This is a genomic window from Gordonia polyisoprenivorans, from assembly GCF_017654315.1.
Classification (GTDB): Bacteria; Actinomycetota; Actinomycetes; order Mycobacteriales; family Mycobacteriaceae; genus Gordonia; species Gordonia polyisoprenivorans_A.
The window spans coordinates 687,162-711,674 of record NZ_CP072203.1 but is presented as its reverse complement, the minus strand read 5'-3'; the positions used below and the strand labels follow the sequence as shown (position 1 = coordinate 711,674).

Here is a 24,513-nt window from a genome sequence, read left to right as displayed (position 1 = left end):
TGAGGTGGCCCTGATGCACAGGATTGCCCTCATCGGAACCGGTGGGACAATCGCCTCCACTTCGACCTCAACCGGAGTCGTCGCCACCCGAACCGTCACCGACCTTCTCGGGACCACCGGACTCGCCGACGTGGAGGTCGAGTCGATCGATCTCATGACGGTGGGCTCCTACCGAATGACGCCTGCGCACCTACGCCGGATCAGCGACACCGTTGCCCAACTCCTCGAGCGCACCGAGAATCCCGTCGACGGCATCGTCATCACCCACGGCACCGACACCATGGAGGAGACAGCCTTCCTCCTCGACCTGGTCCACGCCGACGCGCGACCGGTCGTCCTCACCGGCGCGCAACGCGCCAGCGATGCGCCGCACGGCGACGGTCCCCGGAATCTGGCCGACGCGGTCGCGGTGGCGGCCGACCCGCATGCCCGTAAGCTCGGCACGTTGGTCGTCTTCGCCGGACAGATCCTTCCCGCCGCCGGGACCCGCAAGCTCCGCACCCGCGCCCTCGACGCGTTCGGCTCCACCACGCGTGAGCCGCTGGGCGAGGTCGCCGACGGCAAGGTCGTCATCCGAGAAACGCCCACGCGACCCGCTGCGCTCCCCCGTCCCACCGACGCCTTCGACTCCACCCGCGTCGACATCATCGAGGTGTACCCCGGCGCCGATGCAACCCTGATCAACGCGGCGGTGGCCGCCGGTGCACGCGGAATCGTGCTGGCCGGCACCGGAATCGGCAACGCCAACCCGACGATCGTCGACACCTGCCGCCAACTCGCCGGTGACGGCATCCCGACAATTCTGGCCAGCCGGGTCCCGTTCGGCGAGGTCGCCGCCGTCTACGGGCACGGCGGCGGCACCGACATGGTGGCTGCCGGCGCGATCCTGTCCGGTTCACTGCCGGCCACCCAGGCACGCATCCTGCTCTCCCTGCTGCTGTCCCAATCATCGGACATCACAACCACTCTCACCCACATCATCGATACCTACACACCCACTCAGGAGGACTGACATGGCCAAGGACATCTTTGTCGCATTCGGGATCGACGTCGACGCCGTCGGCGGCTGGCTCGGCTCGTACGGCGGTGAGAACTCCCCGGGTGACATCTCCCGCGGTATCTTCGCCGGCGAGGTCGGGGTCCCGCGGCTCAACCAGCTGCTCGAACGCCATCAACTCCCGGCGACCTGGTTCTGGCCCGGCCACTCCATCGAGACGTTCCCCGAACAGTTCGACGCCGTGGTCGCCGCCGGACACGAGATCGGACTCCACGGTTACAGCCACGAGAATCCGATCGCGATGTCACGCGAGCAGGAGTCGGAGATCCTCGACCACTGCATCGACCTCATCGACACCCGTACCGGCAAGCGCCCCACCGGATATGTCGCACCGTGGTGGGAGTTCAGCAAGGTGACCAACGAACTGCTGATCGAGCGTGGCATCGCCTACGACCACTCCCTCATGCACCGCGATTTCGAGCCCTACTACGTGCGTGTCGGGGACTCGTGGACACCCATCGACTACGACCAGCCCGCCGCCACCTGGATGAAACCACTGCAGCGCGGTCAGGAGACCGACCTCGTCGAGATCCCGGCCAGCTGGTATCTCGACGACCTGCCTCCGATGATGTTCATCAAGGGCAGCCCCAACAGCCACGGATTCGTCAATCCACGGCACATCGAGGAGATGTGGCGCGATCAGTTCGACTGGGTGTATCGCGAGATGGATTATGCGGTCTTCACTTTCACCATTCATCCCGATGTGTCCGGCCGACCGCAGGTGCTGTTGATGCTCGAGCGACTGATCGAGCACATCAATGGCCACGACGGGGTCACCTGGACGACCTTCGACGCCATCGCCTCCGACTTCAAGTCCCGCCGGCCGCGCCAGAGCTGACCGGCAAAAGACCCGACGACGTGTCACCCCCTCCCCTCCGCTCTCACACCCTTTGACGAGAAAGACCCTCAGATGCCCACCCAATCCTCCACGCAGCTCGGACTGCGCCGGGTGACCGGCCGAGAAACCCGCCGCGCCTCCGGAATCGCCTTCTTCGCCTGGACAATCGCCGTCTACGACTTCATCCTGTTCGGGACATTGCTCCCGCGAATCGAGGAGTCGTTCGGCTGGACCACCAGCCACGCCCTGCTCGTCTCCACCCTCGTCAGCGTCGGGACCGCGATCGTCGTGCTCCTCGTCGGGCCGATGGTCGACAAGCTGGGACGACGCAAGGGCATGATCATCTCCGTCGCCGGGACCGCCGCGTCGTCGGCCGCGACCGCTGCCACCTTCGGCGCCGGATCACTGATCGGTGTGCGCTCGATCAGCGGCCTCGGTCTGGCGGAGCAGTCGGTCAACGCCACCTACCTCAACGAACTATATGAGCTGACCGAGGACGAGAAGATCAAGCGCCGCAAGGGCTTCGTCTACTCGATGGTGCAAACCGGATGGCCCGCGGGCGCGCTCATCGCAGCCGGCTTCGTCGCCATCGTGACCTCGATCTTCGGTGCCGACTCGTGGCGCATCGCGTTCCTCCTGGCCACCGTTCCCGCGGTGATCGTTGCCCTGATCTGCCGCTCGCTCAAGGAAAGTCCGCAGTTCGAGGCCCATCAGGCCATCAAGAAGCTGCGGGCGGACGGCCGCGACGAGGAAGCCGCAGCGCTGGCCACGGCCACCGCCACCGTCGAGCAGACCGCCGCGCCGTTCAAACGGATCTTCCAGGGTAAGCACCTGCGCAACACCCTCGTACTCTCAGCGGCGTGGTTGCTCAATTGGTTTGGCATCCAGACGTTCTCCGTCCTCGGCACCACCGTGCTGGAGAAGGGCAAGGACATCGATGCCTCGAGCACCCTGCTCCTCGTCGTCGTCTCCAATCTCGTTGCCGTTGCCGGATATCTGGCCCACGGGTGGGCGGGTGACCGATTCGGGCGCCGCAACACCATCGCGGTCGGCTGGCTGCTCGCCGGAGTGTTCTTCGCGGCTATGCTGCTCGGTCCGTCCGGCCAGCTCTACGTCATGGTGACCTACATGATGGGCCTGTTCTTCCTCCTGGGACCGTACGCGGCCATCATGTTCTTCCAGGCCGAGTGCTTCGACACCGATTGCCGGGCAACAGGTTCGGCGTTCATCGGTGCGATGTCCCAGCCCGGGGCGATCATCTCGGGCTTCATCCTCACCGCCCTGACCGCGGCATCCATCGGCTACTCGACCGCGGCGCTCTGGGTGGGCGCGCTCGGCGCGGTGGCCTCCGGAGTGGTCGTTCTCGGTGCACGCAAGGTGTCGTCGCCGACTCCAGCGGTCGAGAACGCCGAGGTCACGTCATGAGTGAGAATCCCGTCGCGATGATCACCGGCGCGGCGTCCGGCATCGGGGCAGCGACATCGGTCTGCCTCGCCGAACGGGGGGTGCGCGTGGGTATCGGCACCTTCAGCGGCGATCCGCACGACCCCGAACACACTCAACGTGCAGTACACGACGCCGGCGGTGAGGGACAGATCGTTGAGGTCGACGTCCGATCGACGGACTCGGTGAATGCGTTCGCCGAAAGCCTCGTCGCCGCCTGGGGTCGGCTCGACATCGTGGTGGCCAACGCCGGCATCCTACGGCAGGCCTCGTTCACGGACCTGCGCGACGAGCAGTGGCACGACCTCCTCGACGTCGACCTGCACGGTGTGATGCGCACGGCACGAGCAGGTTTGCGTCACATGGGTGCCGGCGGCTCGGTGACCGCGGTGTCGTCGATCGCCGGCGGTGTATACGGGTGGCAGGATCACGCCCACTACGCCACCGCCAAAGCCGGTGTCCTCGGGTTGATCCGCAGCATCGCCGTCGAATTCGGGCCCCGACAGATTCGGGCTAACGCCGTCATCCCGGGTCTGATCCGCACGCCACAGTCCTCCGACGCGATCAATTCGCTCGGTCCGGAAGGACTGGATCGAGCGGGCGATTACATCCCCTGGGGCCGAGTCGGGGATCCGCGTGAGGTCGCCGAGGTCATCGGCTTCCTGTCGAGTCCAGCGGCGTCGTACGTGAGCGGTCAGGCCGTCGTCGTCGACGGCGCGCTGACCACCGCGATGCGCGACTGAGAGGAGCACGCAGATGTCTGACCTTCTGAAAGGCAAGCGCGCCTTGGTGACCGGCGGCGCATCAGGTATCGGCCTGGCGATCGGATCGGCATTCGTCGACTCCGGCGCCACCGTCGTGCTGGCCGACCGCAACCCGGTGGTCGCGACCGTTGCCTCCGAAATCGGTTCCGAGGGAGTCATTCTCGATGCGACGTCGGAGTCGGCAATCGTTGGCCTCGTGTCCGACATGGTGGCCCAGCTCGGTGGGATCGACATCCTGGTGTGTTCCCATGGAATTCTCACCCAGGCGCCGGCATCCGAGATGACGAGCGCCCAGTGGCGCGAGACGATCGACATCGATCTGACCAGTGTGTTCATGCTCAACCGGGCGGTGTTGCCGGCAATGGTGTCGCAGAAAGACGGCCGCATCATCAATGTCGCGTCGCAATTGGCGATCAAAGGTGGAGTGTCACTGGCGCACTACGCCGCCGCCAAAGCGGGCGTCATCGCGATGACCAAGTCCATCGCGCAGGAGGTCGCCGGCGACGGCGTTTTGGTCAATGCGATCGCGCCTGGACCCATCGAGACGCCCCTGGTCGACGGTATCGACGACGACTGGAAGCGAGCCAAGCGTGCCGAATTGCCGTTGGGCCGCTTCGGCACACCCGAGGAGGTGGCACCGACCGCGGTTCTGCTCGCGTCGAATCCGGGCGGGAATTTGTACGTCGGGCAGGTCCTGGGTCCCAACTCCGGAGACGTGATGCCCTGATGTGTGGTGGATGTGCCGGGGCGCCGGTGGACTGGGCCGCTCGCTGGGTGAGCGGGCCGCGTCGGCGGGCGGCGGTTGCCCGTCGGCTCGCGCCACTGGCTCCCCGGCTGTCCATCAGGGTGATCACTCAGGGGTGGACGGTCGGCACCGCAACGGGAGCCACCCACGTGTGCCGGACCTACGACGACCTCGTCGCCACCGTCGCACTGCACAGCGGCCATCCCGTTGCTCACCTCGCCCAGGTCGGGTTGGGCCCGGACTGGGACGAGGCGAGAAGGGCCGATTTACCTCACCAGAGGTCGTAGGAGACGTTCACGTTCGGGTATCCGATCTCGATGCGCGGGGCGTTGATGAAGTAGTGGCCGCCGCCGGAGGTTCCGGTCATCGCGGTGTTCACGTTGCCCGCCATGTTCTCGATCTCATAGGTGGCGCGCGGCCCGAAGGCACCGATCCGGTAGTTGACGAAGTTCGTCTCCTCCGGGCTGTTCGGGGCGTTGGAGACCACGATCTCCGAGGCTCCGGGAGCCAGTGTCTGCCGCGGGGCCTGTACCCACTGGCCGGTGCCGGCCGTGGCGCCGTCCAACCATTCGGTCTTGTCGGTGTGGTTGGTGATCGTCATCGCGATCGTGGGCTCACCGGGATGGGTGACCGGGACGGTGCCCGCGCTGGCCAGTCCGGCACCGCCCAGTGCCAGGCCGGTGGCAATGCCGATGCCGGCGATTCCGGCGAGTGCGCGGTTCTTCATGCTCTTCGAGATGTTCATGATGTTCCTCCTGTTCCGCGGGTCCTGGCCGGGAGTGGTCGGGGCTGGCGAAGTCGTTCGTTCTGACATCACTGACTTTGCCCGCCGAGCACCCGTTCCGAACCCCGCCGATCGGCGGATCCACCGGTGGATTCGTGCCTCCCCCGATCGGGGGAGGCACGAGTACGAATACAACTTCCACCGATGTGGTCCAAAACGCCCGATTTTCGGGGTCGGTGACGCGCTCACGTGGAATCTGTATTCGTATCGCGGACGTGTCAGGCCGACCAATCCTCGACAAGCGATCGGTCGTAGTCCGCGGCCGCGGCGGGAGCGCGCAGATGGTCACCGCGTCTGAGGATCGCCGCGAGGGTTTCGGCGACTTCGTCCCACGCGAACATCACGCGCTTGTAGGAGAACCGCAGCGGCAGGTAACCCAGCCGGTGCGCCATCTCGTCGCGGATGCGGTCTGCTTCACGCTGTTCCGGTGAGAGATCATGAAAATTGATGCTGTCAAGTTCGATGATCAGTCGCTTGCCGACGACGAGATCGACCCGTCCGATTCCCTGAATGGTCACCTGCACTGCCACCGACAACCCCATCGCGAGCAGCCGCAGTCGCATGATGGATTCGGTCCCCGACTCGGCTCGATCGTCGCAACGGTCCAGCAATTTCCGAATTCGTTCGGGAGCGGCGGCGAACACCTCGCGCAGATCGCACATCTCAGCGAGACCTCGGTGAAGGATCGAGTCGCACACCGCGATGATCCCTTCGGTGTCCAGACACTTGATGGCGTGGGCGAGAGCGGTGAGGACGTCGTCGACAGGGTAGATCTCCGGGAGCGGACGGCCGTAGCGGCGACAGAAGCGGTTCGCCCGACCACTGCGATGCCCGGACTCCCGCGACCGCACGTGAACCCGATTCCCGTACGGCGGCACCCACACGTCGTGCAGGTCGAGCGCGGTCACACAACTGCACACCCCGTTGGCGGCAACAGCCTCCGCCACGCGGCTATCGGCGTACGGGGTCGCGTACCACCCGCGGCGAAGAGGACGTAGATCTCCGCTCTTGGCCATTCGGGTCACCTGTGATTGGCCCATTCCGCGTCGGGTGAGTTCAGCGAACGAGAAGACACCGAACCAGCGGTCATCGGCGGCTGAGGTGAGATCGGCGGGAGTCATGACCCGAGAGTGTGCCGTGCGATTGCCCGGATTCCGGGCCTCGATCGCGCTCCGCGGCGAATCTGTGGACAACCGCGGTACCCGACAGCCCGGGTGTGAATACAGCTTCCACCTGAGCGGACCACCGACCCCGATTTTCGGCCGTTTTCGCGCGATTCGGTGGAAGTTATATTCGCACCCCCCGCGTGCCCGGTCCCCAAGCCCCGGACACCCCGTTCACCCACCAAGCGCTCGCTTGGTTTGTTAGGTTCGGTCACGGCACAGTGATCGAGGAGCGCGAACACGAATGGGATTTCTCCAGCAGAACACCCCTGACATCGACTTTCCCACCTGGAGCCAGGGCAGCCGCGCCGAAAAGATCAAGCCGATGGCGCGGCACTGGGCCGAGGTCGGTTTCGGTACGCCGGTGGCGTTGCACTTGCTCTACGTCGGCAAGATCCTCGCCTACATCGTCATCGGCTGGGCGATCGTGGTGGCCACGCCCGGTATCCACGGCATCCTCGATGTCACCTCCTGGTACAACGAGCCGATCGTCTTCCAGAAGGTCGTGCTCTACACGATGTTGTTCGAGGTCGTCGGATTCGGTTGCGGCTTCGGCCCTCTCAACAACCGATTCTTTCCGCCGATGGGGTCGATCCTCTACTGGTTGCGCCTCAAGACCATTCGCCAGCCACCCTGGCCCCAGGTCCCACTCACCGCCGGCGACACCCGCGGCCCCTTCGACATCACCCTCTACGCGGCACTCCTGGTGATGATCGTGGTGGCACTCGCGAGCTCGGGATCACGCTCGACCGGCGACCTGCACTCCGATGCCGGGGTTCTGCCGATCTGGCAGATCGCGACGATCATCGCACTGCTCGCAGTCCTGGGCCTGCGCGACAAGACGGTCTTCCTCGCCGCCCGCGGCGAGGTGTACGGCGCGTTCTGCGTGACGTTCCTGTTCGTCAGCACCGACATGATCCTCGGCGCCAAACTCGTCTTCCTCGTCATCTGGGTCGGCGCGGCGACGAGCAAACTCAACAAGCACTTCCCGTTCGTGATCGCCACGATGATGTCGAACAACCCGATCTGGCGGTCACCGGCCATCAAACGCACGTTCTTCGAACACTTTCCGGACGACCTGCGTCCCGGACGGCGCTCCCGCTGGATCGCACACGTCTCCACCGCCGTCGAGGGCTTGGTGCCACTGGTGTTGTTCTTCTCCAGCGGCGGATGGCTCACCGCGGTTGCCGCCGGTGTCATGCTCGTCTTCCACTTCGGCATCCTCTCGTCGATCCCGATGGGCGTACCGCTGGAGTGGAACGTCTTCATGATGTTCGGGATCGTCGCCGTCTTCATCGGACACCCGGGTATCGGCCTCGCCGATCTTCACTCCCCGTGGCCGATCGTGCTGTTCTGCGTGTCCGCGGGCACCGTCATCGTGGGAAATCTGTTCCCGCGCAAGGTGTCGTTCCTACCCGGGATGCGTTACTACGCAGGAAACTGGGACACCTCGCTGTGGTGTGTGAAGCCATCGGCGTCGGCGAAGATCGAGAGCGGCATCGTCGCCATCGCATCCATGCCCACCGCGCAACTCGAACGGTTCTACGGCAGCCCGGAGGCCGCCCAGATCCCGCTGTACATGGGATATGCGTTCCGCGCGTTCAACAGTCACGGCAGGGCGCTGTTCACCCTCGCCCACCGGGCCATGGCCCCGCACGACGAGACCGGCTACGTTCTCACCGATGGTGAACGCATCTGCAGCACCGCGATGGGCTGGAACTTCGGCGACGGTCACCTGTCCAACGAGCAGCTCATCGAATCCCTGCAACGCCGTTGCCATTTCGAGCCGGGCGAGGTCCGCATCGTCCTGCTCGACGCCCAACCCATCCAGCATCAGACCCAGCAGTACCGCCTCGTCGACGCCGCCACCGGCGAATTCGAACGTGGCTACGTCAACGTCGCCGACCTCGTCACCCGCCAACCCTGGGACGACGACGTGCCGGTCACCACGACCTGGCGGGCCACCAGCACATAGTCCGTTCAGCCCGTGATCCGTTCAGCCCGTAGTCCGTTCGGACGGTTACACCCGCTTTCACCCGAATGGCCGACAACGGTCGCCCCGATCCCTGCGTAATGTCCGGGAACGACCCGCTGTCCCTTCCACCACTTCGGGAGTCTTCGTGAATCGATTGAGAACCCTTGGCGCCGCGGCACTCTGCGCTGCCGCACTCGCGGTGACCCTGCCCGCCACGGCACATGCCGGCGGCACCAAGGATCCGCAGTACAGCCATCCGCCTGCCACGACGGCGCCGAGCACCGGTTGCTCGGATCGCGCGCCGTTCGTGGGCGACTGGGTCGGCTACGGGGCCAAGGAGATCGTCCTCGACAACAACGGCAGCGGCAAGATCACGTTCGGCGACAACACCGCCAACACCGAGACGTGGACGCTGACCTGGAATCCCCAGCGCGCCGAAATCTTCCAGAAATGCGGAATCCTGACCACGATCGACCGCCCGATCAGCAAGACCGGCGCAGGCAGCAAGGGCGTGCTCGCCGCAGGCCAGCAGTATCAGGCGATCATCGGGCAGCGCGGCGAACACAACGCACTGCTGCTCGCGGTCTATCCACAAGCGGACTCCGTCGTGTTCTGTCGCAAGGGTGAGGACCTCTCGACCTGCGGATGACCGACGGCGCACTCATCCCCGATACACGGTGTCGATCGTCAGCCGCTGCCCACCGAGGTGAGGGGCACGCGGGCTGACGGTCACGTCGTATGCGCCCGGCGCACCGGGTGAGACGATGTCGGCGCCGGGCAGGCCGATGAATCCCGGTCCCGAGAAGTGGCGGGTGAAGGTCGCGGTGTGTCCGTCGGCACGGCTCGTGAAGACGAAATCGACGTCGAGAGAACATGACCCGACGCCGTGGAGGGTGCCATTGGCGACGAGGTCGGCTTCGTTGGGGTAGTGACTGACACCTGCGGTGAGGGTTCCCGCACACGCTCCGGTGCTCGCCAGCGTGTACAGGGTGGTGCTGGTGTTGCCGTCGTCGGCTGCGGCGGCACCGGTTCCGAGTGTCGTGGCGATGGCCGCGGTCGCGGCGATGGCTGCCCAGCGCGCGACCGTGCCCCGCGAAGTCGGTGATGGAGTCGATGTCATGGAGCTCTCCTTCTCCCCGACTCGTGACTGTGTGGGGGATGTCGCTGCGGCCGGCCGGATCGTTACCACTGCGAACATTCTCCCCCGTGCGACCGCACCCGCACGCCGCTGCGCTCCCCGGCACCCCACACTCGGTGGCGTATAGTCCCAGGTAGCTGATTCGCACTCATACCCAACGTGGACGCGTGGTCGTGTGTTGGTCATCCGATGCGGGAAGACCGCAAGTCAGGAATGTGCGCAGTGAATGCAACCCCCGGCCGACCCTCGGTGACTCTCGGCCCCACGCGAGTCCGCCTGTGCAGCGACCCGAAAGCCGCGGTGGCCGGGGCCTGGTATCCCTACACCGTCCAGATCGCCGACGAGTTGAGCCGGTTGTCGACGGCGGTGGCGCCGGTCCTCGGGGAGATCACGGCGATCGAGGTCAATTGGCAGAGCTTCCGCCGGTATCCCGGTCTCGATTCTGCGGATGCGCCTGCGGTCCCGCCGCTGATGACGCTGACGACACCCACGACGACGGCGACGCTACTGGTGATCCCGTCGCGCACCGGGTCGGCGCTGGCCGCACTGCTCCTGCGTCTGGCCGGTCAGACCGAGATCACCGACGGTCGCATCCATTCACTGGATGCCCGTCGCGCCCAGCAGATCCTGGCGCGGGCCGGGCAGTATCTCGCAACCGCCTGACCCGCACGCACACTCAGGTCCGGGAGCGCTGCACCAGCCCGAGGATCCACAGCAGGATCACCGATCCGAGGATCGCGGTGAACAGCGTGAACCACCAGCCTCCGGACGCGGTGTCGACGAAGAAGCTCAACAGGAAGCCGCCGATCAGCGCGCCGACGATGCCGATCACGATGTTGAGTAGCAGACCCGAGCCGCCGCCCTTCATGATCTTCCCGGCGATCCAGCCGGCGAGGGCGCCGATGATGATGTAGCCGATCCAGCCGACGCTTGTGGTGGTCGACGATCGGGCGAGAATCTCTGTTGCCGCGAGTGTGGTCATCGTGAACTCCTCTGGTTGGTTCCGTTGCCCCTGAGGGCGACGGTAGTCCACACGGGGCGCCGTCGTGGCCGATCGCTGTGGGCCCAAAGCTCGGCACCCGGCCGTCACCGTCGTAACCTCGACCGATGACCTCCGAGTTCGCCCTGCTTGCCGAGATCGCCGACGAGATCGGCCGCACCGAACCGCTGCCGCAGGTCACTCGCGTCGACGCCGACGTCGCCGGACAGCGGATCAGCGCGCTCGCGTGGACGCCCGCGTCACCACGGGTGGTGTTGCTGCACGGCGGCGGGCAGAACGCCCACACCTGGGACACGATGCTGTTGCACCTCGACGTGCCCGCCCTCGCCGTCGACCTGCCCGGCCACGGGCATTCGTCGTGGCGCGACGATCACGACTACCGCCCTCACGTCAGTGCCGACACCCTCCTCCCGGTCCTGCGTGAACTTGCCCCCGATGCCGACCTCGTCGTCGGGATGTCGCTCGGCGGTTTGACGACGCTGCGGATCGCCGCGATCGCTCCCGACTCGGTACCGCGGGCCGTCCTCGTCGACGTCACTCCGGAATCACCGCGTCGCGCTGCCGATCTCACTGCTGCGGCGCGCGGCACGGTCGCGTTGATCGAAGGGCCGCAGGAGTTCTCGACACTCGAGGAGATCGTCGACCTCACCGCGGCCGCGTCCCCTAATCGCTCCCGCGGATCGGTCCGTCGGGGCGTCATCCACAACACCCGACAACGCGACGACGGTGTGTGGGTCTGGCGTTACGACCGGATGCGTGAAGCTCCCGATCCGGCGCCGCTGTGGGACGACCTCGCTGCGGTCCGTGCACCGCTCACCCTCGTCGAAGGTGGACGGTCGGCGTTCACGACCGATGACGACATCGCGCGCGTCCGCGAGCTGCAGCCGACGACTCAGGTGATCACCGTCGCCGACGCGGGCCACTCGGTGCAGAGCGACGCGCCGGCCGAGCTGGCGGAAATCATTCGCCGACAACTTGATTGAGCCTCCCGGCCCCGCTACTCGTCGTCACTCATCCCGCGTCGGGACAGTTCGTTGGCGTCGGCCCATCCGACGATGTCGCCGCGATTGATGGCGACGGCGAGCAGGTCGGGGAAGGCGTCGGGGGTGCAGGCGAAGGCCGGAATGCCCATGGCCGCCAGTGCTCCGGCGATCTCACGGTCGAACGCCGGTGCGCCCTCATCGGACAACGCGAGCAGCACCACCACCTGCGCACCCGCGGCCTGCATGTGGGCGACCCGCTTGAGCATCTCGTCGCGCACCCCGCCCTCGTACAGGTCGGAGATGAGCACGAAGATACTGTCGTTGGGCCGGGTGATCAGGTCCTGGCAGTACGCGATGGCGCGGTTGATGTCGGTCCCACCGCCGAGCGCGGTCCCGAACAGCACGTCCACCGGGTCGTCGAGGTGATCGGTGAGGTCGACGACTTCGGTGTCAAAGACCACCAGCGAGGTCCGCACCGACCGCATGGTCGCGATCACCGCACCGAAGATCGAGGCGTACACAATGGATCTCGCCATCGACCCGGACTGGTCGATCGCGAGGATGATGTCCTTGCTCACCACCTGGGCGCGCCGCCCATGCCCGACGAGGCGTTCGGGAACGATGGTCTTCTGCTCCGGCAGGTAGTTGTGCAGGTTACGCGCGATCGTGGCATTCCAGTCGATGTCACGAAGTTTCGGTCGGTGCACGCGGCTGGCACGGTCCACCGCGGCACCGACGGCGCTGCGTGTGCGTTCGGCGATCCGCTTCTCGACCTCGTCGACGACCTTGCGTACCAACGCCCGCGCGGAAGCCTTGGAGCTCTCCGGGATCGCGCGGCCGAGGCCGATCAAGGTGGTGACCATGTCGACGTCGGGTTCGACGCTGTCGATCAGCTCCGGTTCGGTGAGCAACGCATGCAGGTTCAGCCGGGTCACGGCATCGTGCTGCATCACCTGAACGACGGTGGACGGAAAGTACTTTCGGATGTCACCGAGCCACCGCGCGACCGACGGCGCTGATGCCCCGAGTCCGCCGCGTCTGTTGGTGGAGTCTGCGTCGTAGAGTGCGGCGAGTGCGCCGTCCATCTCGAGGTCGGCGCCGCCGAGTCCGGCGAACTGTTCGGCGGCGGGGTCGCCGAGGACGAGCCGCCATCGCCGGTCACGCTGGTTCGCTCCGTCTTCCGCCGGGACTGTGGGCTGTTCGGTCATGGCAACCCCAGGAGTGCGGCGATCGTGGCCACCGCGGGCGCGGCGAGCTCGGCGTCGAAGGTGGTGGCGGCGTCGGCATTCTGGTTGCCTCGACTCTGATCAAGGGAGGCGACACGGTTGCCGATGTTGCGTCGCACCGATCGGTCGAACAGACCGAAGGTTCTGCGCAGCAACGGAAGTACGTCGGTGAAGTCTTGTTCGGTCAGCCCGGTGAGCCAGCCGTCGAGGACGGCGAGCAATTCCCGATCGTGCACCAGCAACAGTCCACCGTCACCCAGGAAGCCCTCGATCCATTGGGCTTTCGCGGTCGGCGTGGCGCCGCTCGAGAGGGCGAACCGTACCCGCGTCGCGGCGTCGACGGTGTCGATGTGGTCGCCGTCGAGCAGTAGCCGGGTCGCCCGGCCCACGAGGAGCCCGTTGACGTCGGTGCGGTCGGCGATGATCCGCACGGCGGCGGTCCACCGGGTGCGGTCGTCGTCGGAGAGCAACGCGACCGTCTCGTGGACAGCGTCGACGTGCTCCTTGAACGAGCGGGCGGCGTCGTCGTTGAGGTTGGAGACGGCGCCGGGGATGCCGATGCAGATACGCAGCAGCAACGACGAGGCGACCTCGCCGAGTGCACCGGTGTCGGTGCCGCGGACATCGCCGTAGCGCCGGGCCCGTCCCAGCGCCGGCAGCGCGGACATCAGTTGCGCCACATCGTGGTCGACGGCGACCCGGTCGGCCAGTGCGGAGAGCACCGCGGGCACTGCGTCGACGAGCTCGGCGGGCAACGCCGCCTCGAGCGCGCCGGTGACGTCACCCAGGGACTCGCCGCGGCCGGCGCGGTCGACGATCTTTGCGGTCGCCGCGGCGCGCACCGTGGTTCCCCACACCGATGCCATCACCACGTCGATCACGAACTCGGGTCGCCACGCCAGGGTCCATCCCTCCTTGAACGTGCCGGTTCCCCGCACCTCGGCGGGTGTTCCCCACGGGACGCCGAGGATCGCGAGGCGATGCAGCAGCAGTGATTTCGCCTTGTCGGCGGGTTTGCGAAGATCGACGACGAGTTCCCGGGCGACCGGATCCATTTTCAGCCGAGCGGATTTCGCGGCGGCGGTCACGTCGGCCTGCAGGGGCACGACGGGCGCGTCGTCGGGGACGCCGCCGAGTCGCTCCCCGATCACCGCTTCGCGGTACATGAGGTCGGCGAGGCCCGAATCGCCTTGACACATCACCGATAGCGTGGCCTCGTTGATCTCGGCGAGCCCGGGCAGCGGCCGGTGGCGCATCAGTGCGAGCGCGTCGGCGAGGCGTGCGGTCTCGATGATGTGCGCCGACGACACGTCGATGTCCTTGTCCCGCAGCAGGTTGGCTTGATGGATGAGCCAGCGCACCACGACTTCGTCGGTGGTGGCGAACAGATGGTGGTACCAGCCCGGTGAGATGACGCCGGCGGCGTAGCCGGATGCGCTGGCGAGGCGGGAGTGAGTCCACGGCACCCACGCCACCCGGCTGCGGACCTTGGGCATCCCCTTGAGTAGCCGGGTGTCGGCGACGGCGGGTGGGAGTTTCCCGGACACCGCCGGGACATGCCATGCCCCGCAGACGATCACCACGCGCTCCGTGCCGGGCGCCTTGAGTGTCTTGCGGAGCACCTGCCGCATGTGGGCCTCGCGGCGTGCCTCATGCAGGCGTTCGGGATTCGGTTCGTCGGCCTCGATGAGTGTCTCGTCGTCGCGCAGTGCGGTCATGGCGTCGGCGATCGCCTCGAATCCGCCGGTTTCGCCACGGGTTTCGACGACGTCGTCCCACCAGCGTTCGGGATCGCTGTAGCCGGCCGCGGCGGCGAGCCGGCCGATCGGATCAGCGGCGAGCCGTCCGATCGGGTCGGCGCGTGTGGGGTCGAACTCCTGGTCCCGATCAACCGGTCCGGCGTGATGGGCCAGGACGAGGGAGGTCGGCAGGTCACAGAACTCGACGGGCACACCTGCCCGGGTGGCCCACCGCATCGCCTGCCATTCCGGGGAGAACTCGGCGAACGGCCAGAACGCGGCGCGGGACGGGTCGTCGGCGGCGTAGCCGAGGAGCGCGACCGGCGGCGTCATTCCGGGGTCGGCGATGGCGGCGATCAGGTCCGACGCGTCGGCCGGACCCTCGATGAGCACGGCGTCGGGCCGGATGCGGTCGAGTTCACCGAGAACCGCTCGCGCCGAACCGGGACCGTGATGGCGGATGCCGAGCACATAGGTACCCGGAGCCACGGCGGGTGCGCTGAGGACCTCGACGGTGGTGGGTGGCATGTGCTCAGCTCAGTGCCGATCGGGCGGCACGGTAGAAGTCGGCCCAGTCGTCGCGTTCGCGCACAACGCTTTCCAGGTATTCGGTCCAGACGACGGCGTCGGCGGACGGGTCCTTGATGACCGCGCCCTGGATTCCGGCGGCGACGTCGGCGGGGCGCAGCACACCGTCGCCGAAGTGCGCCGACATGGCGATGCCGTGGGTGATCACCGAGATGGCCTCCGCGGTCGAGAGGGTCCCGCTGGGTGTTTTGACCTTGGCGCGGCCGTCCTCGGTGACCCCGGACCGCAGTTCGCGGAAGACGGTCACCACGCGGCGGATCTCGTCGGCGGCGGTGGGCAGGTCGGGTAGTTCCAGTGTCTTGCCCAGTGCGGCAACGCGTTGGGTGACGATGGAGACTTCTTCGTCGGCGCTGGCGGGCAGCGGCAGCACGACCGTGTTGAAGCGTCGGCGGAGCGCCGAGGAGAGGTCGTTGACGCCGCGGTCCCGGTCGTTGGCGGTGGCGATGACGCTGAATCCCTTGGTGGCCTGCACTTCCATGCCGAGTTCGGGGATCGGGAGCGTCTTCTCCGACAGGATCGTGATGAGCGCGTCCTGCACGTCGGAGGGGATGCGTGTCAGTTCTTCGAGGCGCGCGATCTTGCCCTGCTGCATGGCGATCATGATCGGCGAAGGCACCAGCGCCTCGGTCGACGGTCCTTCGGCGATGAGCCGGGCGTAGTTCCAGCCGTACCGGATCGCTTCCTCCGGTGTGCCTGCGGTGCCTTGTACGAGCAGCGTCGAGGTTTCGCTGATGGCCGCGGAGAGATGTTCGGACACCCAGGTTTTGGCAGTGCCGGGCACGCCGAGGAGCAGCAGGGCGCGGTCGGTGGCCAGGGTCGCCACCGCCACTTCCATGATGCGGCGTGGCCCGATGTACTTCGGGGTGATGACGGTGCCGTCGTCGAGGGTGCCGCCGAGTAGGTAGGTGACGACCGCCGACGGCGACAGCAGCCAGCTGGCCGGTCGGGCGGCGGTATCGGTGCGGGCCAACGCTTCCAGCTCTGCGGCGTAGAGCTGCTCGGCGTGTGGGCGGAGGAGTTCGTTGTCGGTGGTCACTCAAGCTCCCTATCTAGGACGGATCGGATGCGTAGCGCCTCGGCGAGCGTGGCAAGTTGGGTGGTCACGACCGGATAAGTCTCCCGCGCGGCGTCGACCGTCGCCCGCCAGGTATCGGTGGCGGGTAGTCCGGTTGCCAACATGTCGAACCAGGTGGCGGTGGCGCGCGGAATGAACTTCTGGCTCACCACCATCTTCAGGACAGCGGTGAATGCGCTGCGCGCCAGCGCTTCCGGCCACGGCGACGGCAGAGCACCGAGGGCGACGAGCTGCCGCTCCACCGTCAGCGCCGCGAATGTGTCGATGACGACCTGCCGATCCGCGAGCGACACCACCATTGGCAACGCTTCGCGTTGGGCGAGAAGCGCCGTGGCCCAGCGGGAGTCGGAAAAGGCGACGGCTGCCGTGCACAGTCCGTGGATCAGCCCGATCTCGTCGGGGTCGATCGCGGCGACGATCTCGTCGGGTGACAGCTCGAAGTACTCCTCCCACGATCGCGGCGGGATTCTCGAGACCAGTTGCGTCAGGACATGTCTGCCGAGTCCGATACCGCGGGGCGCGGTCAAGGAGATCCCGTCGCGGGCCAGCGCGGGATCGGGTGCGGTGGGCAGGGTGACGCGCACGATGTGGCGGCGAACGAGCCCTCGTCGTTGCGTGCCGAGTTCGAGGAGGGCACTCGCCGCGGCGATCAGGCGTTGTCGGTGCGCCGACCCGTCGAGGTGGTCGAGGATCTCCGCGGCACTGGCACGCACCTTGGCACGACGATCGTCAAGCGCGCGTTCGAGGAAGTCCTCGTCGGCTGCCGACAACCGACGAGCGAGGAGGGGCAGCAACAGTTCCCGGTCCGGTCCGCTCTCCGTCGCCCAGCCGGACGCGAGGAGTTCGCGGGCGGCGTCGGGGTCACGGTCGCGCAGTGCGGTGAGGTACGCCACGCGGTCGGCGAGTTCGCCGTGGGTCCAGTCCGAGTCGTCGAGATCATCTGTGACGGTGAGGGTTGCGGCGTCGTCGAAAGCCGCTTTCAGCTCGGGCGCGTGACGGGCGAGCCACCGGCCGCGGGGGCCGACGATCACGGTGATCGCCGGGCGGACGTCGGCAGATCGTGCGGTGCGTCGCAGCAGGTCGGGCAGCATCGACGGCGGCGGGCGCAGACCCGACGCCGCGAGCCGTTGCAGGCACCACTTCGCCATCCCCGGCGACAGCGTGAGTGCTCGCTCGGCGTACGCGGCGGCCAGTGCCGACATCGGAGGCCGTGGATCGTCGGGTTCCTCGGGAATGGCTATGGCGCTGAATGTTTCACATCCTGTCGCGGTGCGTGCTGCAGCGGTCAATGCGGCCATTTGCAGGCTGAGCACCGCCGGGTCGAGGGTGTCGGCGGTGAGGTGCTCACCGATGAGCGGGTCGGCGCCGGCGAGTCCGATCGGTCGGGTGCGTACGCCCACCAGCGCCGCCGACACCACCTCGTCCCAGGTGCTCACAGTCCGATCACCGTGCCGTCCACCAGCACCGACGCCACGTCGAGTCCCTGCGGGCCGAGGTCACCGAACACAGCGACGTGTGCGCCGCCGGTGAGCGCGAGCAGCAGCGACCACCGATCGGCGAGGCCGGTGAGCGGGACCGCGGTGGTGTCGGCGTCGATGAGCGCGGGCGTCGCGTCGTCGGTGCGGCCGAGCCGGCCGGAGACGAGGACCGGCCAGGTCTGTGCCCACGGGTCGTCGGCGATCGCGCGGGCGCGGACGTGTCGGGCGGCGGTGAGGGTCATCGGCTCCAGTGTGCCGACGGGGTCGGCGGACGGTGCATCCGATGGTGGTGTGGTGTCGTCGTAGACGCATCGCAGGCGTGGTGTGCCCGGGTAGAAGTGCATGGTGGTGGCGATCGCCTCGCCGGTGACCGGTCGCAGTGGCAGGGTCGCGCCGGTGGGCGCGTAGTCGAGCACCATGCCGTAGCGGCGCGAGGTGGCGCCCCACAGCCAGGTGCGTCGGCTCAGCAGGCCATCCTCGTCGGTGTCGCGGCGGCCCACGCACAACCAGGTGTCGGCGATTCCGTCGGCGGCGAGTACGTCAGCTTTGGCTGTCGGATAGCCGACGTGTCTGCGGACGGTGGCCGCGAGGTCGTCGGGGAGTTCGTCGAGGCGTTGGTGGGCGACGCTCAACGACCACAGGCGGCCCAGCTCTTCGAGGAGGCGGGCGGGCCAGTCGACCGCGGCGGAATCAACGCCGGAGAACAGCGCGGGCAGGCGTCGGACGCGGGTGGCCAGTCCGGGCGCCTGGGCGTCGACGAGCCGTGCGGCGACGGCGTCGAATCGTCGGTAGGCGTCGATCTCCGCACCGGCGAGGCCGTTGCCGACCTGATCGGTCAGCCACAGCTGTAGTTCGTCGATACCGGAGCGAACCCTTTCGACGCGCTGCGCGGCGGTCTTGGCGGCGCGGTCGGGATCTTTCGGCGCGGACGGTTCGGCGGATTTCTTGGTCGCGCGATCGGCACGTCCGGCCTGCCATGCCGCGGCGTAGTCGGCGGGTTGGGCGGCGTCGGGGACTTCGTTCTGCGACCACAGCAACAGCAGTCCGAGTGCGTGTTTACACGGGAATTTGCGTGACGGACATGAGCATTTGTAGGCGGGCGCGCCGATGTCGACGATCGTTTGATACGGCGTCTTTCCGCTGCCCTTGCACAGGCCCCAGACCAGGGTGTCGGTGGCGCCGGTGCCCGTCCACGGGGTGGGGGTGGCGAGTTTCTGGCCGGCCTTGACCGACGACGCGTCGGGTGCGAGCGCCAACACCTGATCCGCCGACCATCGCCCACCCATGGCAGACAATCAACCACAGTTCACTGACGTGCACCATGGGTGGTGGTCAGTGTCATCCGGGTGGGCGACCGTCGTCACTCGACAGCTATCCGCTCGGTGATTGACGTTGGTCGGCGAGAACCAGTACCGGTTGCGGCTAGATGTATGGCTAGTGGAACGCTATTTCTGCGGCTGGAATCGATTCATGACGACAGTGCCACTCGGTGAAGCCAAGGACAAGCTCTCGGCGCTCATCGACAGCGCCGCGACCACGCACGACATCATCACGATCACCAAACACGGCAAACCGGCTGCGGTGCTCATGTCGGCCGACGACCTCGAATCGCTGCACGAGACGATCTACTGGCTCTCGAGGTCCGGGACCCGCGACGACATGGCTACTGCCGACGCCGAGTACTCGGCCGGCCACACGACTTCTCTCGAGGATTTGCGCGCCGAACACGGCATGCCGCCCGAATGAGCGAGGACCCCGGCTGCTCGCCCGACCCGTACCGGGTCGAGGTCGCATCCCCAGCCCGTCGCGACCTCGAGCGACTCCCCTCCCGGATCGTCCACGCCGTCATCGAGTTCATCTCCGGCCCCCTTGCCGAAAACCCCCACCGGCTCGGCAAGCCGTTGCGCGACCAACTCGAAGGCCTCCGTAGTGCCCGCCGCGGCGACTATCGCATCCTGCTCCGCATCGACGATTCCGGCCACACGATCATCATCGTCAGAATCGACCACCGCGCTCACGCCTACCGCGCCTGACTCGACTGTGGCACTGCGTATCCAGGCACTCGCCGATGCGGATCACCGTGGAGCCGGACCTCGCTGCTCCAATACCGTTGTGAGCGTGAGTGTTTGCACTATCTCCACCTCATCGGGCACAGATACTCGCACACGCAGGCCACTCATGCTCAGCAGTTTCTCGGCTCGGCACAGAAGTCGTCGTCGTCGATCGCTCGGGTCATCTTCCAGTAGTCGATGATCCGCCACGGCAGTACCGCCACCACTCGACCGTCGGAGTTTCGGTACCAGTTGGTCATCGCCGGATGCGTCCACACCATCTGGGCATGCGCGGCGTCGACGGCCCGGTTGTACTCGTCGGTGACATCGGATCTCACCTCCAGGGCGCCGATCTTGTTGCGCAGCATCAGATCGATCGCCGAGCGCACGTACCGGACCTGGCACTCCAGGATGCTGATGAAGCTCCCGCCGTGGCCGAGTGCGGTGTTGGGTCCGGTGAGGATGAACAGGTTGGGAAAGTCGGGGGCGGTGATCCCGAGGTAAGCGTGGGCGTCGTTTTCACCCCACACCTGTACCGTCGACCGACCGCTGCGGCCGCGAACCTCCATCGGGTACAGGAAGCGGTCACTGTGGAAACCCGTTGCGAAAACGATGATGTCGGCGTCGTGCTCCACGCCCGCCGCGTCGACGAGGCCGGTCGGCGTGATCTCGGTGACGGCGTGCGGCACCAACTGCACGTGGGGTCGGCGCAGCATCGCATACCAGCCATTGTCGAGCAGCATGCGTTTGCCGAACGGCGGGTAATCCGGTGTCGACAGCGCGATCAGATCGTCTCGATCGCCGAGTTGCTCACGCAGGTAGCGCTCATAGAACCGGCGGTGGCCGTGGTTGGCACCGTTGATCGAGACGGTCGGTTCCTCCCAGGCGGGATCGCGTTGCAGGGTCGAATGCACCTTGTCGTTGAAGATCCACGACAATCTGGCTCGATACCATTCCCGGTAACCCGGTACGTGATTCATCAGCCAGTGCACGTCGTCGCCCACAGGCGAGAAGTAGTCGTCATTGGGGGCGATCCATTGCGGCGACCGTTGGAAAACCGCCAGTGAGGCCACCTCGTCGACGATCGCCGGGCCGATCTGCATCGCGCTCGCGCCGGAGCCGACGATGGCCACTCGTTTGCCACGCAACGCGCCCGGCTCGTCGAGATGTGCCGGCCAGTGCGCGGAGTGGAAGATCTCGCCACCGAAGGTGTCCATTCCGGGAAGGTCCGGCGTCTTGGGCCGATTGAGCAGTCCCACTGCGCTGATCACCAGGTTTGCCTGCAACACCTCAGTGCCGCCGTCGCCCTGTCGGGCCGTCACCGTCCACTGCTGGGCGTCCGCGTCATAGATCGCGGACTCGACCTCCACGCCGAAGCGGACCCGGTCGCGGATCGAATGACGATCTGCGTACGCGGCCAGGTACTGCTGCACCTCGTCCCGCTTCCCGAAATGTGTCGACCAGTCATGATCGAATCCGGAGATGCAGTACAGATAGCTCGGGGTATCCACTCCGGCTCCGGGATACCGGTTCTCCCACCATGATCCGCCGACCTCGTCGTTCTTCTCCAGGATGATGTGTCGGATCCCGGCGGCGCTCAGCTGCACCGACATGAGCATCCCCGCGACGCCGGCCCCGATGACCACCGCCGACAGACCCGCCGTCGTGGTGTCGGGCGCGGACGGGGCGTCGACGGTCGTGTGCCCGCCGACGATCTCGGCCATCATCGGGCTGAACTCATAGGGCACCGGCTCACCGGCGGTGAAGTCGAGAACGGCGGCGACGAGGTCGGCGCTCGGCGGCACCCGCTTGGGCCGGCCGGCCGCATCCCAGGCGAGTACGGCGTCGGTCACCGCGTCGCAGATCTCCCGCTGCACATCGGCATCGAGTCCCCCGCTGCTGTTGTCGTCCATTCCACGTGACCGTGTCGGCCGGTATCGCTCGGAGAGCCAGCGGTCGTCGCCGGTCATCTCCACCAGGATCGCGATCAACGTCGGAATGTTGCCCGCGCGGACTGCCGTGCGCAGACGGTCGGCGTCGAGGCCTGCGGGGTCCAGGCCGGGTGTGATGCTTGCCGTCATGCCATCAACTAACCATTGTTAGTTACGTTCGGTCAAGGCCCGTGCAAGTCAAGCAAATGGCTCTTGACAGCCTCCCTTGCTCATGTAACCGTGATCCACATCATGCTAACTGCGGTTAGTGGATCACCTGAACAGGAGTCACGATGGAACTCAGCGAAGCGATGCGCTCAACAGGAACCTGCCGCTACTTCAGCGATAAGTACGTCGAGGACGACGTGCTGTACCAGGCGCTCGATCACGCCCGGTTCGGCCCGCAGGGCGGTAACCGTCAGCCGGTGCGCTGGGTCATCGTCCGCGACGATGTCGTCAAGCAGCGTCTCGCCGAGCTGTACCTGCCGTACTGGGAGGCCTACTACGCGGCGGTCATCGAAGGCAGCAAAGCAGTCGGTGCGGTGCCCGCCACCGTCGAGAGCGCCAACTACTTCGCCCACCATCTCGGTGAGGTGCCCGTCCTGGTCGTCGTGTGCGCAGAGGTCGAAGGGCTCCACCCGACCGACAACGCACTCGATCGTCTCAGTGTCGTTGGCGGCGCGTCGATCTACCCGACGGTGCAGAATCTGACGCTTGCCCTGCGGGAGCAAGGCATTGCCAGCGCGCTCACCACCCTGCTCTGTGCCGAGGAGCCCGCGGTCAAGGAGCTGCTGCACATCCCAGACGGATTCCTCACCGCGGCGCATGTCGCCGTCGGTTATCCACGAGACGGATTCCCGCGCAAACTCACTCGCACTCCGGTCGAGGAGATCGCGTTCCTCGACCGCTTCGACGCCCCGATGTTCACGTGACCGCCGGCACCGAGGATCTCACCCGCGGATTGACCGCGACCCAACGGTCCCCGCTCGGACGGGCGACGATCGGTGATCATCTCAGACGACTCGCCCGTTCCCAGCCGAACAAGGCGGCGATCATCTCCTATACCGCCGACGGCACACGCACCGCCACCACCTACCGAGAGCTCAACGCGTCGGCCAACCGCTTCGCGCACGCGCTGCGCACCGCCGGTGTCGGCAGGGGCGACGGGATCGCGGTGATGGGCCGCAACCGGGTCGAGAACATCATCGCCTACTACGGCGCGCTCAAGATCGGCGCTTACTATTCGGGGCTCAGCCCGCTGTTCGGGGCGCGCGAAATCGCCCAGCAGATCGAACATCTCGAGCCGACGGTACTGGTGGTCGCCGCCGAGAACGCCGAGCTCGCCGCGCCGATCGCCGAGAAGTGCGGCGCCGCGGTCATCGTCATCGGTGATCCGCCGAACCCTGCGTGGACCTCCTTCGACGCAGCGCTGGCCGCGGCGTCCGACGTCGACCCCGACGCCGATGTCGACGAGCACGACATCGCGATGATCGTCTATACCAGCGGCACCGAGTCGGCGCCCAAGGGCGTGGTGATCCCCCACCGCAACTACCTGATCTCCACCGCACCCGCCTACACCTGGGGGCTTCGGTGTCTGCCCGACGACGTGTGGCTCTACGTCATGCCCTTCCACACCATCGCCGGTATCGGCTCACTGACGTCGCTCACCCTGCTGGGCGCCACGCTGGTGCTGCCGCCGTCGGTGGACCCCGGCGAGTCGTTGAGAATCATTCGGGACGAACAAATCTCGGTGATCGCGCAGACCCCGACCTTCTACATCGCCCTGGCCAATCACGCCGACTTCGGTGCCGACACCGTCGGCACGGTGCGGCGTTGCCTCACCTACGGCGGCCAGGTCTCGCCGTTCGCCGTCGACGCGTGGGCGCAGGCGTCCCCGGAGTCGGTGTGGGGCACCTACTGGGGCCAGTCCGAACTGACCCAACTGGGGTCGGTGGGCTGGTTCAAAGAACTGCGTGACGTCCCCGATCACGACCCGACCTGGATCGGCAAACCCGTTGGACATCTGGAGATCAGGGTGGTCGACGGTAACGGGGACGATGCCGAGGAGGGTGAACTCCTCTGCCGCACACCCTCGGTGATGCTCGGATATTTCAAGGACCCCGAACGCACCGCCGCCGTGTTCGAGGACGGCTGGGTACACACCGGCGATATCGTGCGCGTCGACGATGACGGTAACCTGTTCTTCCGGGATCGCCGCAAGGACATGATCAAGACCGGCGGGTTCAACGTGTCGTCGCAGGAGGTCGAGCGGGTGTTGCAACAGCATCCCGGGGTTCAACGCGCAGCGGTCGTGGGACTACCGGACGACTACTGGTCGGAGGCGGTCACCGCGTTCGTCGTTCTCCAGGACGATGCCGGCGTCACCGCCGAGGAACTGCGTCAGCACTGCCGCGCGGACCTCGCAGGGTTCAAGGTACCCAAGGTGATTCACCTCGTGACCGACCTGCCGACCGATCCGCAGGGAAAACTCCTCAAACGTGAACTCCGACGTCAGTACGGGAAGAGTTGAGCGAC

Annotated in this window: 23 protein-coding genes; 13 read left to right on the top strand and 10 right to left on the bottom strand. The window is 66.7% G+C overall.

All coding sequences use genetic code 11. From position 1 onward, the window contains the following. The first annotated feature begins 13 nt into the window (after window positions 1–13). The 5 genes from J6U32_RS03290 to J6U32_RS03270 all read left to right on the top strand — a co-directional run bounded on the left by J6U32_RS03290 (window position 14) and on the right by J6U32_RS03270 (window position 4,829). Entirely contained in the window at window positions 14–1,012 is a 999-nt protein-coding gene (locus J6U32_RS03290; protein ID WP_208793531.1) for an asparaginase, read from the top strand. Between the two features lies 1 nt (window position 1,013). Continuing rightward, the gene (locus J6U32_RS03285; RefSeq protein WP_006369015.1) at window positions 1,014–1,895 is read left to right on the top strand and encodes a polysaccharide deacetylase family protein; all 882 of its coding nucleotides are present in this window, start codon (window positions 1,014–1,016) and stop codon (window positions 1,893–1,895) included. A gap of 72 nt (window positions 1,896–1,967) precedes the next feature. Then, on the top strand, window positions 1,968–3,320 hold the full coding sequence (locus J6U32_RS03280; RefSeq protein ID WP_014358326.1) for an MFS transporter: 1,353 nt from the start codon (window positions 1,968–1,970) through the stop codon (window positions 3,318–3,320). Then, a complete protein-coding gene (locus J6U32_RS03275) occupies window positions 3,317–4,081 on the top strand; it encodes an SDR family NAD(P)-dependent oxidoreductase (RefSeq protein ID WP_208793530.1) in 765 nt (254 codons plus the stop codon). The genes J6U32_RS03280 and J6U32_RS03275 overlap by 4 nt, the downstream gene beginning before the upstream one ends. 13 nt (window positions 4,082–4,094) lie before the next feature. Next, the gene (locus J6U32_RS03270; RefSeq protein WP_208793529.1) at window positions 4,095–4,829 is read left to right on the top strand and encodes an SDR family NAD(P)-dependent oxidoreductase; all 735 of its coding nucleotides are present in this window, start codon (window positions 4,095–4,097) and stop codon (window positions 4,827–4,829) included. A 289-nt stretch (window positions 4,830–5,118) separates the two neighbouring features. On the opposite strand, the gene J6U32_RS03265 is transcribed toward J6U32_RS03270, so the two are convergent. Both J6U32_RS03265 and J6U32_RS03260 read right to left on the bottom strand, forming a co-directional pair. Beyond that, window positions 5,119–5,592, bottom strand: a complete 474-nt coding sequence (locus tag J6U32_RS03265; RefSeq protein ID WP_208793528.1) for a hypothetical protein — start codon at window positions 5,590–5,592, stop codon at window positions 5,119–5,121. 257 nt (window positions 5,593–5,849) lie between these two features. Further along, on the bottom strand, window positions 5,850–6,752 hold the full coding sequence (locus J6U32_RS03260; protein WP_208793527.1) for a type IV toxin-antitoxin system AbiEi family antitoxin domain-containing protein: 903 nt from the start codon (window positions 6,750–6,752) through the stop codon (window positions 5,850–5,852). Window positions 6,753–7,038: 286 nt separating this feature from the next. On the opposite strand from J6U32_RS03260, the gene J6U32_RS03255 reads away from it, so the two are divergent. Both J6U32_RS03255 and J6U32_RS03250 read left to right on the top strand, forming a co-directional pair. Next, on the top strand, window positions 7,039–8,769 hold the full coding sequence (locus tag J6U32_RS03255; protein WP_208793526.1) for a DUF3556 domain-containing protein: 1,731 nt from the start codon (window positions 7,039–7,041) through the stop codon (window positions 8,767–8,769). 145 nt (window positions 8,770–8,914) lie between these two features. Next, window positions 8,915–9,418 (top strand): hypothetical protein, encoded by a 504-nt coding sequence (locus tag J6U32_RS03250; RefSeq protein WP_208793525.1) that lies wholly within the window; start codon window positions 8,915–8,917, stop codon window positions 9,416–9,418. A gap of 12 nt (window positions 9,419–9,430) precedes the next feature. Here the strand turns inward: J6U32_RS03250 and J6U32_RS03245 are convergent, their stop codons facing one another. Continuing rightward, the gene (locus J6U32_RS03245; RefSeq protein ID WP_208793524.1) at window positions 9,431–9,889 is read right to left on the bottom strand and encodes a hypothetical protein; all 459 of its coding nucleotides are present in this window, start codon (window positions 9,887–9,889) and stop codon (window positions 9,431–9,433) included. A gap of 240 nt (window positions 9,890–10,129) precedes the next feature. Here J6U32_RS03245 and J6U32_RS03240 point away from each other — a divergent pair, with 240 nt between their 5' ends. Then, entirely contained in the window at window positions 10,130–10,570 is a 441-nt protein-coding gene (locus J6U32_RS03240; RefSeq protein WP_244332547.1) for a DUF5994 family protein, read from the top strand. Between the two features lie 13 nt (window positions 10,571–10,583). On the opposite strand, the gene J6U32_RS03235 is transcribed toward J6U32_RS03240, so the two are convergent. Then, window positions 10,584–10,889: a GlsB/YeaQ/YmgE family stress response membrane protein gene (locus J6U32_RS03235; protein ID WP_006369004.1), complete on the bottom strand. Its 306-nt coding sequence runs from the start codon at window positions 10,887–10,889 to the stop codon at window positions 10,584–10,586. 125 nt (window positions 10,890–11,014) lie between these two features. Between J6U32_RS03235 and J6U32_RS03230 the strand changes: the two genes are divergently transcribed. Further along, window positions 11,015–11,890: an alpha/beta fold hydrolase gene (locus J6U32_RS03230; RefSeq protein ID WP_208793522.1), complete on the top strand. Its 876-nt coding sequence runs from the start codon at window positions 11,015–11,017 to the stop codon at window positions 11,888–11,890. 14 nt (window positions 11,891–11,904) lie between these two features. Here J6U32_RS03230 and J6U32_RS03225 read toward each other — a convergent pair whose 3' ends face one another. The 5 genes from J6U32_RS03225 to J6U32_RS03205 are packed head-to-tail and all read right to left on the bottom strand — an operon-like array spanning window position 11,905 to window position 19,282. Beyond that, a complete protein-coding gene (locus tag J6U32_RS03225) occupies window positions 11,905–13,098 on the bottom strand; it encodes a VWA domain-containing protein (protein ID WP_208793521.1) in 1,194 nt (397 codons plus the stop codon). After that, window positions 13,095–15,383 (bottom strand): DUF5682 family protein, encoded by a 2,289-nt coding sequence (locus J6U32_RS03220; RefSeq protein ID WP_208793520.1) that lies wholly within the window; start codon window positions 15,381–15,383, stop codon window positions 13,095–13,097. Before J6U32_RS03220 ends, J6U32_RS03225 begins: the two co-directional genes overlap by 4 nt. A 4-nt stretch (window positions 15,384–15,387) precedes the next feature. After that, on the bottom strand, window positions 15,388–16,479 hold the full coding sequence (locus J6U32_RS03215) for an ATP-binding protein (protein ID WP_208793519.1): 1,092 nt from the start codon (window positions 16,477–16,479) through the stop codon (window positions 15,388–15,390). After that, the gene (locus tag J6U32_RS03210) at window positions 16,476–17,954 is read right to left on the bottom strand and encodes a DUF5691 domain-containing protein (RefSeq protein WP_208793518.1); all 1,479 of its coding nucleotides are present in this window, start codon (window positions 17,952–17,954) and stop codon (window positions 16,476–16,478) included. The genes J6U32_RS03215 and J6U32_RS03210 overlap by 4 nt, the downstream gene beginning before the upstream one ends. Continuing rightward, entirely contained in the window at window positions 17,951–19,282 is a 1,332-nt protein-coding gene (locus tag J6U32_RS03205) for an SWIM zinc finger family protein (RefSeq protein ID WP_208795932.1), read from the bottom strand. Before J6U32_RS03205 ends, J6U32_RS03210 begins: the two co-directional genes overlap by 4 nt. 184 nt (window positions 19,283–19,466) lie before the next feature. Here J6U32_RS03205 and J6U32_RS03200 point away from each other — a divergent pair, with 184 nt between their 5' ends. After that, window positions 19,467–19,742: a type II toxin-antitoxin system Phd/YefM family antitoxin gene (locus J6U32_RS03200; protein WP_208793517.1), complete on the top strand. Its 276-nt coding sequence runs from the start codon at window positions 19,467–19,469 to the stop codon at window positions 19,740–19,742. Continuing rightward, window positions 19,739–20,029, top strand: coding sequence for a type II toxin-antitoxin system RelE family toxin (locus J6U32_RS03195; RefSeq protein ID WP_208793516.1), 291 nt, complete (start codon window positions 19,739–19,741; stop codon window positions 20,027–20,029). The genes J6U32_RS03200 and J6U32_RS03195 overlap by 4 nt, the downstream gene beginning before the upstream one ends. A 149-nt stretch (window positions 20,030–20,178) precedes the next feature. Here J6U32_RS03195 and J6U32_RS03190 read toward each other — a convergent pair whose 3' ends face one another. After that, complete coding sequence (locus J6U32_RS03190; protein WP_208793515.1) at window positions 20,179–22,128, bottom strand: flavin-containing monooxygenase; 1,950 nt, start codon at window positions 22,126–22,128, stop codon at window positions 20,179–20,181. A gap of 143 nt (window positions 22,129–22,271) precedes the next feature. On the opposite strand from J6U32_RS03190, the gene J6U32_RS03185 reads away from it, so the two are divergent. Beyond that, window positions 22,272–22,910 (top strand): nitroreductase family protein, encoded by a 639-nt coding sequence (locus J6U32_RS03185; protein WP_208793514.1) that lies wholly within the window; start codon window positions 22,272–22,274, stop codon window positions 22,908–22,910. After that, complete coding sequence (locus J6U32_RS03180; RefSeq protein WP_208793513.1) at window positions 22,907–24,508, top strand: class I adenylate-forming enzyme family protein; 1,602 nt, start codon at window positions 22,907–22,909, stop codon at window positions 24,506–24,508. The genes J6U32_RS03185 and J6U32_RS03180 overlap by 4 nt, the downstream gene beginning before the upstream one ends. The last annotated feature ends 5 nt before the right edge of the window (window positions 24,509–24,513 follow it).

Coding starts and splice junctions, on each gene's coding strand:
- J6U32_RS03290 (WP_208793531.1), top strand. CDS start 14: ATGCACAGGATTGCCCTCATCGGAACCGGTGGGACAATCGCCTCCACT.
- J6U32_RS03225 (WP_208793521.1), bottom strand. CDS start 13,098: ATGACCGAACAGCCCACAGTCCCGGCGGAAGACGGAGCGAACCAGCGT.
- J6U32_RS03285 (WP_006369015.1), top strand. CDS start 1,014: ATGGCCAAGGACATCTTTGTCGCATTCGGGATCGACGTCGACGCCGTC.
- J6U32_RS03275 (WP_208793530.1), top strand. CDS start 3,317: ATGAGTGAGAATCCCGTCGCGATGATCACCGGCGCGGCGTCCGGCATC.
- J6U32_RS03255 (WP_208793526.1), top strand. CDS start 7,039: ATGGGATTTCTCCAGCAGAACACCCCTGACATCGACTTTCCCACCTGG.
- J6U32_RS03205 (WP_208795932.1), bottom strand. CDS start 19,282: ATGGGTGGGCGATGGTCGGCGGATCAGGTGTTGGCGCTCGCACCCGAC.
- J6U32_RS03235 (WP_006369004.1), bottom strand. CDS start 10,889: ATGACCACACTCGCGGCAACAGAGATTCTCGCCCGATCGTCGACCACC.
- J6U32_RS03280 (WP_014358326.1), top strand. CDS start 1,968: ATGCCCACCCAATCCTCCACGCAGCTCGGACTGCGCCGGGTGACCGGC.
- J6U32_RS03265 (WP_208793528.1), bottom strand. CDS start 5,592: ATGAACATCTCGAAGAGCATGAAGAACCGCGCACTCGCCGGAATCGCC.
- J6U32_RS03185 (WP_208793514.1), top strand. CDS start 22,272: ATGGAACTCAGCGAAGCGATGCGCTCAACAGGAACCTGCCGCTACTTC.
- J6U32_RS03230 (WP_208793522.1), top strand. CDS start 11,015: ATGACCTCCGAGTTCGCCCTGCTTGCCGAGATCGCCGACGAGATCGGC.
- J6U32_RS03260 (WP_208793527.1), bottom strand. CDS start 6,752: ATGACTCCCGCCGATCTCACCTCAGCCGCCGATGACCGCTGGTTCGGT.
- J6U32_RS03220 (WP_208793520.1), bottom strand. CDS start 15,383: ATGCCACCCACCACCGTCGAGGTCCTCAGCGCACCCGCCGTGGCTCCG.
- J6U32_RS03195 (WP_208793516.1), top strand. CDS start 19,739: ATGAGCGAGGACCCCGGCTGCTCGCCCGACCCGTACCGGGTCGAGGTC.
- J6U32_RS03245 (WP_208793524.1), bottom strand. CDS start 9,889: ATGACATCGACTCCATCACCGACTTCGCGGGGCACGGTCGCGCGCTGG.
- J6U32_RS03270 (WP_208793529.1), top strand. CDS start 4,095: ATGTCTGACCTTCTGAAAGGCAAGCGCGCCTTGGTGACCGGCGGCGCA.
- J6U32_RS03200 (WP_208793517.1), top strand. CDS start 19,467: ATGACGACAGTGCCACTCGGTGAAGCCAAGGACAAGCTCTCGGCGCTC.
- J6U32_RS03190 (WP_208793515.1), bottom strand. CDS start 22,128: ATGACGGCAAGCATCACACCCGGCCTGGACCCCGCAGGCCTCGACGCC.